The sequence below is a fragment of the Ferruginibacter sp. HRS2-29 genome, from assembly GCF_024343615.1.
GTDB lineage: Bacteria > Bacteroidota > Bacteroidia > Chitinophagales > Chitinophagaceae > Ferruginibacter.
This window is the reverse complement of the sequence record NZ_RJUB01000124.1, coordinates 144,280-156,666: the sequence shown is the minus strand read 5'-3', so window position 1 is coordinate 156,666 and position 12,387 is coordinate 144,280. Positions and strand designations below refer to the sequence as shown.

Below are 12,387 nucleotides of genomic sequence, written 5' to 3'. Positions count from 1 at the left end.
TCCTCTGGTACCGTCAAGTGAGCTAGAAAGCCCTTTTTTCGTCCCAGATAAAAGAAGTTTACAACCCAGAGGGCCTTAATCCTTCACGCGGCATGGCTGGTTCAGACTTGCGTCCATTGACCAATATTCCTTACTGCTGCCTCCCGTAGGAGTCGGGCCCGTGTCTCAGTGCCCGTGTGACTGGTCGTGCTCTCACACCAGTTACTGATCGCAGGCTTGGTGGGCCGTTACCCCGCCAACTACCTAATCAGGCGCACGCCCATCCAAAACCGCCTTGCGGCTATGATAATAAAGTGATGCCACTTCATTATATTACGGTGTATTAATCTCTCTTTCGAAAGGCTATTCACCAGTTATGGGAAGGTTGCGTACGTGTTCCGCACCCGTTTGCCGGTCGCCACCCAGTATTGCTACCTGTGCTGCCCCTCGACTTGCATGTATTAAGCCTGCCGCTAGCGTTCATCCTGAGCCAGGATCAAACTCTCCATTGTAAATGAGTTGTTTGAATCGTGACTTCGTAATTTCAAAGTGAAATTATCTTTGTCAAATTCTAATTGTTATTTTAGCTGACAAAGCCTTGTTAATCTGTTAATTATGCTGCTGTTTCCAAACTTTCAAAGATCTTTCCGAGGCTTACCCTCGCCCCTTTTTTAATTGGGAGTGCAAAGGTAAGCTTCTCTATCATTCAACCCTAATTTTATTTAAGGTTTTTTGAATTATTTTTTTTCAAATCTTCCGTACAAATCCTTTGATGTGTACCCCTTTTTTAATCGGGTTGCAAAAGTACATCTAATTAATTAACAACCAAAATTTTATTTCAATTATTTTATAAAAAAATGAAGACTTTTTGTGGAGATTTTCGAAGAACTGATTGCCTTTTTTCAAAAGCGGACGGCAAAGATAAGGGTGAATATGTTCCTGTCAAACTTTTTTTGACAATAATTGCTGTTAAATAAAACACAATGGCCTGAAAGCCACTGTACATCAGTGTTTCAACAGGGAATATTTTTTTTATAGAAGCACTTACTGTTGCGGCGATACTCTCTCTAAGGATAATTCACCTGGGCCAATGACAGTCCATGTGCAGGCGTTGCGAAGTTTGCTTTAGCGGGATCTTTACTTTCTATGATAGAAATAAACTCTTCGATACTGCACTTTCCACGGCCAACAGGCAGCATTGTGCCTACCAGCGCCCGTACCATACCGCGAAGAAAGCGGTTGCCGGTTACATGATATTGCAGCACATCCCTACTTACCACCACCCATTCACTTTTATAGAGGGTGCATTGATTGGTAAACGACTGGTTGTGTTTTTTTGCGAAGCTTTCAAAATCCGTATACTCCATCAGCAGAGCTGCTGCTTCATTAAGTAATGAGATACCCAGCTGGTAAGGATAATAATACCCACGGTCATTCAGGAAAGGATCCTTGAACTGGTAGATCGTATATATATAACTCCGCGAAACCGCATCAAAGCGGCAGTGGGCATCATCTTTTACATGGCGGATGCTCCTGGCTGCAATATCAGCGGGCAATATCGCATTGAGGTGATAAACGGTTTTGCTACAGGCCGCTTCATCCAGCAGCTTCTCCATATCAAACTGAAAAAAATTCTGCAGTGCATGTACGCCTGCATCTGTACGGGAAGACCCGGTGAGTGCAACAGGTTCGCGAAAATAGGTGGCTAATGCTTTTTCTACTTCCGACTGCACGGTATTGGCATTCTGCTGCACCTGGAATCCTGCGTAGGCGGTTCCTTTATATGCCACTTCTATGAAGTATCGTGCCATCTGCCGGAGATTAATTGCGGATCATCGCTTTGAAGCGGGTGATATAGTATGGATCCGACAGCTGCTTTTCCAGCGAACTGAAATTTTGGGTATCATGAATGAATGGATAGGCCGCATCGAAAAAATTATATTTGTCCTTATCCTTCAGGAATAATACACTGAGGTTTTTTACCTGCTCAGTAGAATAACATTTTGACTTGAACATCTTTTTCGCGGCAGCGATCATATCGTCTTCCTTATCTTCCGCGGCCATCTTTTTTCTTATTTTGAAAAAATCATCGTCGGAAGCCAATGAACGGCAATCAGAATTGATGGTAAGTGGCTTGGTGGGGGTGGTTACGGGTGCAACAGTTACGGGCTGCGGGTTTGCGGGCTGCGGGTTTGATGCGGCCGGAGTCGTGGCCACAACGGTTGTCTTTACCGGCTCTGCGATCACTTCTTTTACAGAATCAACTTTTGCATTTGGATTCACCAGTTCGATGTCCAGGAATTTCTTGTCTTCTTTTACTACTTCTTTTACTGGTTCTTTCACCGGAATAACCGCTTTTGTGACGGCAGGTATGAAGATACGCACCGTATCATTGGCGCCAGCGATATTATCTATATAAACTGCGGAGCGGCCGCTGTTATCCTTAGTGCTATTGAGCATTTTAATGCTGCCCGCGTTTTCAACAACTGCTGTTTTTACAGGTTCCGTCACCAGTTTAACTTCTGTTACAGGAGTTGGCTGAACGGTAAGCTGCGAATCTTTTGCCGGCGTAACTACCTGAACGGGAGTTTTTACCACCCCCGACAATGTATTTGAAAAACCATCGTCTTTTGGCTGTGTTGTAGCAGCAGTGCCACTTCCGGCTGTACCGCCAGAAGCCATGTTGACGGCCATTGTTTGTATATTATATAAACCCCAGCCTTTGTCGCCGAAGTTTTTAAGCATATAACCCGCATCACCGCTTACGTTGATGCTGATGGATTGCTGCGGGAATTCATTTTTAGGAAATCCTACCGATAATACATAATCCCCTTTCTGCAACTTGGAAATGATGGCATAACCGGAAGCGGAAGAGCTGTATACTTTATCATTCAACCGAACATAAAAAGGCTGTTTATTGTCGGATTGCACATACACAAAATGATTGTGTTGGGAAAAGGCACAAACGGATGAAAAAATCAGGGAAACAGCCAGTAGCAGGATTTTCATTTAAACTTTACTTTATATGTATTGCAAAGCTAATTAATATCGGGGATTTACCTTTTATAAAAAATTTACCTCCCTATATGGCAGGCTCCATTACTTTTGCGCCAAATTAATAGAAACATGAAACGACTCTTACTGTTATGTGCCATTGCGGCAGCACCGTTCTTTACGTTTGCCCAGCCACATGATGATGACAATGACACGACCTGGAAAAAGATATACCGGGAAAGCTATCCCAAGATCAATGACCTGGTACACACCAAACTGGATGTAAAATTCGATTACGACAAAGCTTATCTGTACGGAAAAGAATGGCTTACGCTGCAACCGCACTTTTACCCCACCGACTCCGTATTGCTGGATGCAAAAGGAATGGAGATCAAAGAGGTTTCCATTGTAAAAGGCTCTTATAAAACAGCGCTGAAATACAAATACGATGGCCAGCAGGTAAATATCAAGCTTGACCGCCTTTATACTGCCAAAGAAAAATACACCTTGTATTTTGATTACACCAGCAAGCCAAACGAATACGAAGCCGTAGGCAGCGCTGCCATTACCGATGCAAAAGGATTGTACTTCATCAATCCGAAAGGAGAAGATAAGACTTCGCCTATCCAGATATGGACACAGGGCGAAACTGAAGCCAACAGCGTGTGGATGATCACCATCGACAAGCCCAACCAAAAGACCACGGAAGAAATATACATGACCGTTCCGGCAAAATACGTAACGCTCAGCAACGGCCTTAAAATAAGTGAAAAGAAAAATGCTGATGGCACCCGTACCGATTACTGGAAAATGGACCTGCCGCATTCCCCGTATCTTTTCTTCATGGGTGTAGGTGATTACGCGATCACAAAAGATACTTATAAAGGAAAAGCGGTAGATTATTACACCGAAAAAGACCAGGCGCAGTATGCCCGCAAAGTATTTGGCAATACACCTGAAATGATGAAATTCTTTTCTGAAAAATTAGGCGTAGAATTTCCATGGGCTAAATATGCGCAGATCGTGGGCCGCGATTATGTGAGCGGTGCAATGGAAAACACCACTGCTACCCTTCACCAGGAAAGCGCCTACCAGAACAACCGTCAACTGGCGGACGGAAACAGGTGGGAAGAAACGATCGCCCATGAATTGTTTCACCAATGGTTTGGCGATTACGTGACTGCAGAAAGCTGGAGCAACATCACCGTAAATGAAAGCTTTGCCAACTACAGCGAATATCTCTGGAACGAATACAAATATGGCAAGGATGCTGCCGACGAGCACAATTACCAGGATATGCAGGGTTACATCGGTAGCCGCAGCGAAAACAAAGACCTGGTGAGGTACCATTATAAAGACAAAGAAGATGTGTTTGACGCTGTAAGCTATAACAAAGGCGGACGCATCCTCAATATGCTGCGCAATTATGTAGGCGATGATGCTTTCTTCAAATCGCTGAATAATTACCTTACTACCAATAAATTCAAAAACGGGGAAGCGGCACAATTACGCCTGGCTTTTGAAGAAGTGACCGGCAAGGACCTGCACTGGTTCTGGAACCAATGGTATTATGGCAGCGGGCATCCGAAACTGAACATCAGTTATAACTATAACATTCCTGGTATGCCGGGGGTGGTGGAAGTGGTTATCGAGCAGACGCAGAAGACCGGCAAGATCTTCACTTTGCCGATTGCGGTGGATGTGTATGTTGCAGGTAAAAAAGAACGTTACAATATTGTAACCAGCAACAAATCGGATACTTTTTATTTCAAAGTAGCTGCTGTTCCCGACCTGATCAATGTAGATGCCGACAAGATGTTGCTGGCAGAAAAAACAGATAATAAAACGGAAGCGAATTTCATTGCGCAATGGAACAATGCAAAGAACTATCTCGACAGAAGGGAAGCCATTGAATTCTTCGCTAAAAAGAACATGCCTGAAATAGCGAAAGGTTTGTATGATAAATATGCGCCATTACGTACGCTTACGATCCAGAAGATCGCTGCGACACCATACAAATCCGACAAGGTTGTTTTGGAACAGATTGAAAAGATCGCGAAAACCGACAACGATAAACTAACAAAGGCCGCTGCTATCAACTACCTGGTAAAATTGGGAGATGCGAAATACCAACCCATCTACGAAGCTGCAGTAACCGACAGCTCTTACTCTGTAGCGGGCGCTGCGTTAAAAGGACTTGCTGCATTGAATGCGGAGAACGGTTATACTCTTGCCAAAAAATTCAGCAGCGATGCTAAAGGAGCTTTGGGTACAGAAGTTAAAAATATCCTGTTTGCCAAAGGCAATGAATCTGATTTTGAATTCCTTTCCGCAGATTACAAAAAAGGCGGGCTTTCTTTCCAGAAGATAGGTGCAACAGGCAAGTATGCTGATTACCTGTCGAAACTGACAGATATTGCCAAGATCAAAGCGGGTGTGGATGATATCATCAGCTTCCGCAACTCAATACCAGCGGCGTTCCGCGACAGGACTGATCCTGCGATGAAAGGCGCCCTGGATAAATTGGCGAAAGCGAAAGGAGGAGAGGTTGAGGCTTATATTAATGCACAATGGAAATAGTGAGAAGTGAATGGTGAATAGTCAAACCTTTGAAGCTGGTACTTTTTCGTTCCGGCTTCAGGCCAGAGACTAAACCAATAGTTAATAAAAATCCCCGCAAATAAATTGCGGGGATTTTTATTAACTATCAAATCATATTGCTGAAAGTGGTAGCCAAAGGGTATTCGATCAAATTATAAACTGCAAAGGCTTGACTGTTCACTATCGGCCTCTTCACCCTTTTGTAGTAATTTTTTTTCGCACCGGTGGATGTATCTTACCCTCTCATCATCTATTAAAATCAGTTTATGAAAAAAATTGCTCTTTTGGTATGTCTGGCTTTTTGCGTTCAACATTCGTTTGCGCAGGACAAATGGTTTACGCTTTACACAGATTCTGTTGGCCTGGTGAAAGATGCTAATACGGTATCCGACCTGTTCATTGCCGATATCAAAAAACTGGCGCCCGACCTCAAATTTAATCCTACCACCATTTTACACACTACCCCCTATCTCATATATTACGATGAGCGGGAAAAAACCGCCAACATTCCTTTATGGGAACAGGTACTGCCGGAATTAAAAGGATTTACGTATAAGGTAGCAGGGAGTGAAGAAGGCGGGAGACAAATGTTCGGGTTGTTTTTTAATGGCTTTTATCTTCCGCATGAATTAGGGCACGGCATACAGCATTTCTTAGGCAAAAGCGGTATATCGGGAAGTTTCGATAACGAATACCTCGCCAATACCATCAGTATGCTTTTTTGGAAAAAACATGGCCGGCAAAAAGAACTGGACTCCTGTTATGCTTATGCAAAAACAATGTATGCAACACTCCCCAACCCCGTACCAACAGGCAAGACTATTGAAGCCTATTTTACAGAAAATTACGAAGCAGCCACCAGAGATCCATTCGTATATGGATACATGCAGTTTGGGCAGTTCATTAAAATCTATGAAGATAAATCACTGCCGGATTTTGATGGATTTGTGGGAAAGTATTTATCAGGTCAATAGGTGAATGGTGAAATCTTTGAAGTTGGTATGTCTTTCATTGCGACTTAAGTTTAGAGATTAAAATAGTATAAATCAGGATCCCCGCAAAAAATTGCGGGGATCCTTGTATCAACAATATATTCTTAAAAACTTCCGAGAAAAATATTTCGATTTAATTACAACCTTCGAAGGTTTGACTATTCACTATTCACCATTCACTTTTACCAGCTACCGCTCGAACCGCCGCCACCGAAGCTACCGCCCCCAAAGCCACCGCTGAATCCTCCACCGCCGGAACTTCCACCGCCGCCACTCCAGCCACTTCCGCCACCACCGCCGCCCAGCATATTGCCGATGATGAAAGGGATGGCCCCACGGCTGCTCATGAATGAACCTCCCCGACCTCCCCCTCCACGGGAAGAAAGTAAAATGATGATCACAATTATGACAATTATGGGAATGATACTGAAACCTCTGCTGCTGCTTTTAGGCGCTGGTGTTTTAAATGTACCCTGCACTGCCTGGATGATCGCATCCACGCCTTCGTCGATACCACGGTAATAGTCATCACCCTTAAATTTGGGTACGATCACCTGCTGAATGATGTCATCCGATTCTACATCCGTAAGCGCTCCTTCCAATCCGTAACCGGGAGAAATACTTAGTTTCCTGTCGTCTTTTGAGATAAGCAGAACAAACCCGCTGTTGTCTTTTTTATTTCCAACTCCCCATTTCCTGCCCAGTTCAATACCCGCATCCGAAACATCCATCCCGTCCAGTTTTGGAACGATCACTACTTCGATCTGGATCGAAGACGATTGGTACAATTGCTGGATCTTGTTTTCGAGCGTATATTGCTGATCACTTGTAAGAGTAGTGGTGTAGTCCACCACTGCCATAGCTGGCGAAGGAGGATTGGCGATTACGTCTTCCATGCTTTTGAACGGCCGTTGTGCAAAAGACATCAACGCGCTGAAAAGAAAGACTAATATGTAGAAAAGTTTTTTCATTGATCGTTCAAAAGTTCATCATTTACCGAAAACGATATCGTCGGGTAATTCATTCTTATCTGTGGTAGATTCGTAAGGAAACTTTTCCTTCAGCGTTTGACCTATCCGAAGGATACATTGTTCTATCCCCTTGCTCACATTGTCTTTGGTAAACTGAGAGATCATATTTGTCACGGCTTCATCCCAGTATTCTTTGCCTACGGCGTTATAAATCCCTTCGTCTCCAAACAAAGCCAGCTGATGATCTTCCATGGCAACATATAACAGCACCGCGTTTCGATGTTCCGTTTTTTCCATTTTCAGTTTGAAGAATACTTCTGCCGCCCTGTCGATGGCATCTACAAAAGCATTACGGCTTTCTACAAATACACGAATTTCGCCACTGGTGGTTTTTTCGGAAGCTCGGATAGCCTCCACTATCTGCGCCTTATCTTCCGCAGAAAAGAATTCCTTTTGTTTTTTGCTAAAAAAAGAAAATATGCCCACCGTTGATAATTATTTAAAATTTGATTTCCACTGATTTTTCCGCACCGGCATCCGCGGTAAAGCCTTCTTTCGGTTTAAAGCCGAGCATTCCAGCCACCAGTTTTGTCGGAAAACTTTTTACAGAACTGTTGTATGTGGCAATGGCATCGTTAAAATCTTTCCGGGCGATCTTTATCCGTCGCTCAGTTCCTACGAGCTGCACCTGCAGGTCGGAAAATGCTTTCGTTCCTTTAATATCCGGGTATTTTTCTACGGCAATGAGAAGCCTGTTGGTAGCCGATGCCAGTTGATCCTGAACCGCTGTCTGCTGCTGGTACTGATCTGCACTCACATCGCCGGAAATGTTGATGCTGCCCGCTTTGGCTCTTGCCTCTGTTACCTGCTGTAAAGTGGTTTGTTCATACTCCGCCCCGGCCTTCACTACATTTACAAGGTTCGGCACAAGGTCGTTGCGCCGCTGGTAAGCGTTCTGCACTTCGTTCCATTGCAACTTTACTTTCTCCTCTTTCGATACCAGTCCGTTGTATGTAACCATGACATAAATACCCAGCAGGACGATGATGCCCCCGATAATATACCCGGAATAACGTTTATTCTTCATTCGCTAATGGCTTAGAATTTAACTTCCGGCGCTTTTTCGGCCCCGGCATCCGCGGTGAAACCAGCTTTTGCTTTAAACCCAAACATGCCTCCAAGGATGTTCATTGGGAATGAACGCACTTTGGTATTGTACACGTTTATCTCATCATTGAAAACTTTACGTGAATTCTTGATATTGTTTTCAATCCCTTCGAGCTGGCCCTGAAGTTTGGTGAAGTTTTCAGTCGCTTTTAGTTCAGGATAAGCTTCTACTGTAGCCAGAAGCCTACTAAGTGAGCCGCTCAATTGCCCTTGTGCCGCCTGATATTGAGCAATATTTTCCGGTGTAAGGCTATCTGCACTGATGTTTACACTGGTAGCTTTTGCCCTTGCATTTACTACATCGGTCAGCGTTTTCTGTTCGAAATTTGCCGCCCCTTTTACAGTGTTTACAAGATTACCAACAAGATCGTTACGATTTTGATACTCTGCCTGAACGTTGTTCCAGGCTTTTTTTACGCTTTCATCCTGCTTAACAAGGCCATTATAGCCATTGCAGCCCATGAAGCCAACAATTACGAGTACTGCTAATACGATTATGACACCAACTTTCATGATTATATGTTTTAAAGTTTAAGGATATAAATGTAGTTAATACAATTAAGAATTACTAATTAAGAATTAAGAATTAACACAGATGCCGGATAACGGGCATACTTTCGCCGGTTCGGTATTCAGCCGCTGCGATATCCGGCATCCGGTACCCGGCATCGGCTTTTATATCACATTGAAAGAATACAAAATTGTAGTAATGAACAAGACGATCAACCCCGCCAAAAAGATGCCGTCGGCGATGTTCTCATAAAGGATGCTTTTATTCGTTTTTGAGCGGATGGAAAGAAAAGAAAGGATGCAGCTTGCCATGAAAAGCACCAGCGCCAATACCGACAATTCATCGAAAAAAGTGGTGCCTGATAAATGCAGCACGCGGAAAGAAGTGATGAGGATGAAACAGATACCTAAAAGGTTGGAAGACGCATTGAGTATGTGGGAGGATTTTTCGTTGCCTTCTTTCATAAAAAAAATTAAGAATGAAAAATTAAGAATTAAGAATGAAAACGCTCCTCAAAAATTGAAGAGCGTTTTGTTAATTTTTAATTCTTAATTCTTAATTCTTTATTGCAGCTATCCCCGGCAATTCTTTTCCTTCAAAATATTCAAGCAAAGCGCCACCGCCTGTGCTTACATAACTTACTTTATCGGCGAGGTTGAATTTATTTACCGCTGCCACGCTGTCGCCGCCACCTACCAGGCTGAAGGCGCCATTGGCGGTACTTTCAGCCACCGCCAACGCGATGGATTTTGTACCGTTCTGGAATTTTTCCATTTCAAAAACCCCCATCGGGCCGTTCCACAAAATGGTCTTCGATTTTTTAATGATCTCGCTGAAGATACCGATGGCTTTTCCGCCGATATCAAGCCCCATCCAGCCGGCTGGTATCTGGTCGCTCGGGCAATCCTTTGTATCGGCATCTGCCGCAAATTTATCCGCGATGATGGATGTTTCGGGCAAATGGATGCTCACCCCTTTTTGTTTTGCCTTTTCGAGTATATCCAGGGCGGTCTGCATACGGTCATCTTCGCAAAGTGAATTGCCGATGTTGCCGCCACGGGCTTTCAGGAAAGTATAAGCCATGCCGCCGCCGATAATGATGTCGGTAGCCCGTTCCAATAAATTCTCAATGATCAGTATTTTGTCTGAAACCTTTGCCCCGCCAATGATAGCACAGAAAGGTTTTTCAGATTGATGCAATACTTTTTCCGCACTCTTCACTTCTGCTTCCATCAGCAATCCGAACATTTTTTTATCCTTCGGAAAAAATTCAGCGATCACAGCCGTAGAAGCATGTGCCCTGTGTGCCGTACCAAACGCGTCATTCACATACACATCGCCCAGTTTGCTGAGTTTTTCTGCAAATGCCTTATCGCCCTTTTCTTCTTCCTTGTAAAAACGAAGATTTTCCAGCAGCAATACTTCTCCGCCCCGCAGCATCTGTGCAGTCATGGCTGCCTGTTCGCCGATGCAATCATCCGCGAAAAAAACTTTGGTATCGCCACCACCCCCGGCCCCTGAAGGGGAGCCATCGAAATCTTTGTTCAATAATTCATGCAGGTGTTTCACCAGGTGTTTCAATGAATATTTATCCGTAGGGCCGTCTTTCGGCCTTCCGAGATGGCTCATGAGTATGGCACTTCCGCCATCAGCCAGTATTTTTTTGATGGTGGGGATGGTAGCCATCATCCTGGTATCGTCGGTGATGTTGAACTGGTCGTCGAGCGGAACATTGAAATCGACACGAACGAGGGCTTTTTGGTTGTTGAAGTTGAAGGAAGAAAACATAGTTATTAGTTATGAATGATAAGTTATGAATTATGAGTGATGGGTTATGAGTAACGGATCATGGATCCAAATATACGTCAATAAAAAAGGAATAAGAAAGAGCGTAGGTTTACAACACTTCCTTATTCCTTTTATTATGAGGTAATGACTTATCACTTATAACTCATCACTTATAACTTTTGTTTACTTTATTAATCCTGCGAAATGCTTCACAGTACGCACCAGCTGGCTAACGTAGCTGTTTTCATTATCGTACCAGCTTACAGTTTTTACCAGTTGCTTGTCGCCTACTTTCTGAACTTTGGTTTGTGTTCCGTCAAACAATGACCCGTAAGTAATACCGATCACATCGCTGCTCACGATCTCATCTTCTGTATAACCGAAGCTTTCATTGCTGGCGGCTTTCATCGCTGCGTTTACTTCTTCAGCAGTTACTTCTTTTTCGAGGATGCTGTACAATTCGGTCACAGATCCTGTGATCACCGGTACACGTTGTGCACCACCGTCCAGCTTTCCTTTCAGTTCCGGCAATACCAGGCCGATCGCTTTTGCAGCGCCGGTGCTGTTAGGTACAATGTTGGCAGCTGCTGCCCTTGCCCTGCGAAGGTCACCTTTCGGATGCGGAGCATCCAATGTGTTCTGATCGTTGGTATAAGCATGGATCGTGCTCATGATACCTGTGATGATGCCGAATTTATCGTTCAGCACTTTCGCCATCGGCGCAAGGCAGTTGGTAGTACAGCTGGCACAGCTGATGATAGTTTCGCTACCATCCAGTATTTCGTGGTTTACGTTGTAAACAACCGTTTTAAGGTCACCTGTAGCCGGGGCAGAGATGATCACTTTTTTAGCGCCTGCAGTCAGATGGGCTGCTGCTTTATCCTTATCGGTGAAGAAACCGGTACTTTCGATCACTACATCCACATCATTGGCACCCCATGGAATCTGCGCCGGATCTTTCTGGGCGTATATTTTCACTGCATCACCATTCACTATGATCGAATCTTCGGTGTGTGTAACGTCCTGGCCAAAACGACCCTGGGCGCTATCATATTTCAGCAGGTGAGCCAGCACTGCCGGGCTTGTAAGGTCATTGATTGCTACTACATCAATCCCTTCCATATTGTATATCTGGCGGAAAACCAGGCGACCGATACGACCAAAACCATTAATGGCAACTTTTACTGTACTCATAACTGACAAAATTTATTAATTGTTATTTGCATTTTGCGTGGCAAATTTACGAAAGGGATATGGAAAAATGAAGGAATTTTTATTGTAACCACAAAGCCACCAAGTACACAAAGCCATTTAGGAGTTTAATTATCTTAGTGAAACTTTGTGTACTTCGTGTATTTATGGTTCAAAAAAATCTAACCAGCTA

General features: G+C 43.9%; 11 protein-coding genes and 1 rRNA gene. 2 read left to right on the top strand and 10 right to left on the bottom strand.

The genetic code is table 11. The features are described 5' to 3' along the window. The 3 genes from EGI32_RS12925 to EGI32_RS12915 form a co-directional block, all read right to left on the bottom strand. Window positions 1–491, bottom strand: a 16S ribosomal RNA gene (locus EGI32_RS12925); the annotation flags it as partial. 555 nt (window positions 492–1,046) lie between these two features. Beyond that, the gene (gene truA, locus EGI32_RS12920) at window positions 1,047–1,790 is read right to left on the bottom strand and encodes a tRNA pseudouridine(38-40) synthase TruA (RefSeq protein WP_255155779.1); all 744 of its coding nucleotides are present in this window, start codon (window positions 1,788–1,790) and stop codon (window positions 1,047–1,049) included. 10 nt (window positions 1,791–1,800) lie between these two features. After that, on the bottom strand, window positions 1,801–2,988 hold the full coding sequence (locus EGI32_RS12915) for a DUF4476 domain-containing protein (protein WP_255155778.1): 1,188 nt from the start codon (window positions 2,986–2,988) through the stop codon (window positions 1,801–1,803). Window positions 2,989–3,105: 117 nt separating this feature from the next. On the opposite strand from EGI32_RS12915, the gene EGI32_RS12910 reads away from it, so the two are divergent. Both EGI32_RS12910 and EGI32_RS12905 read left to right on the top strand, forming a co-directional pair. Beyond that, window positions 3,106–5,553, top strand: a complete 2,448-nt coding sequence (locus EGI32_RS12910) for a M1 family metallopeptidase (RefSeq protein WP_255155777.1) — start codon at window positions 3,106–3,108, stop codon at window positions 5,551–5,553. Between the two features lie 287 nt (window positions 5,554–5,840). Continuing rightward, the gene (locus tag EGI32_RS12905; RefSeq protein WP_255155776.1) at window positions 5,841–6,548 is read left to right on the top strand and encodes a hypothetical protein; all 708 of its coding nucleotides are present in this window, start codon (window positions 5,841–5,843) and stop codon (window positions 6,546–6,548) included. A 200-nt stretch (window positions 6,549–6,748) separates the two neighbouring features. Here the strand turns inward: EGI32_RS12905 and EGI32_RS12900 are convergent, their stop codons facing one another. The 7 genes from EGI32_RS12900 to gap all read right to left on the bottom strand — a co-directional run bounded on the left by EGI32_RS12900 (window position 6,749) and on the right by gap (window position 12,197). Next, complete coding sequence (locus EGI32_RS12900) at window positions 6,749–7,537, bottom strand: YgcG family protein (protein WP_255155775.1); 789 nt, start codon at window positions 7,535–7,537, stop codon at window positions 6,749–6,751. A gap of 18 nt (window positions 7,538–7,555) precedes the next feature. Beyond that, window positions 7,556–8,023 carry a TPM domain-containing protein gene (locus EGI32_RS12895; protein WP_255155774.1) on the bottom strand — a complete coding sequence of 156 codons (468 nt, stop codon included), beginning with the start codon at window positions 8,021–8,023 and terminating at the stop codon, window positions 7,556–7,558. Between the two features lie 13 nt (window positions 8,024–8,036). Then, window positions 8,037–8,624, bottom strand: a complete 588-nt coding sequence (locus EGI32_RS12890) for a LemA family protein (protein ID WP_255155773.1) — start codon at window positions 8,622–8,624, stop codon at window positions 8,037–8,039. Between the two features lie 11 nt (window positions 8,625–8,635). Beyond that, window positions 8,636–9,217 (bottom strand): LemA family protein, encoded by a 582-nt coding sequence (locus EGI32_RS12885; protein ID WP_255155772.1) that lies wholly within the window; start codon window positions 9,215–9,217, stop codon window positions 8,636–8,638. Between the two features lie 162 nt (window positions 9,218–9,379). Continuing rightward, window positions 9,380–9,679 (bottom strand): hypothetical protein, encoded by a 300-nt coding sequence (locus EGI32_RS12880; RefSeq protein ID WP_255155771.1) that lies wholly within the window; start codon window positions 9,677–9,679, stop codon window positions 9,380–9,382. A 91-nt stretch (window positions 9,680–9,770) separates the two neighbouring features. Next, the gene (gene pgk, locus EGI32_RS12875; RefSeq protein WP_255155770.1) at window positions 9,771–11,003 is read right to left on the bottom strand and encodes a phosphoglycerate kinase; all 1,233 of its coding nucleotides are present in this window, start codon (window positions 11,001–11,003) and stop codon (window positions 9,771–9,773) included. Window positions 11,004–11,186: 183 nt separating this feature from the next. After that, entirely contained in the window at window positions 11,187–12,197 is a 1,011-nt protein-coding gene (gene gap / locus EGI32_RS12870) for a type I glyceraldehyde-3-phosphate dehydrogenase (protein ID WP_255155769.1), read from the bottom strand. Between the last annotated feature and the right edge of the window lie 190 nt (window positions 12,198–12,387).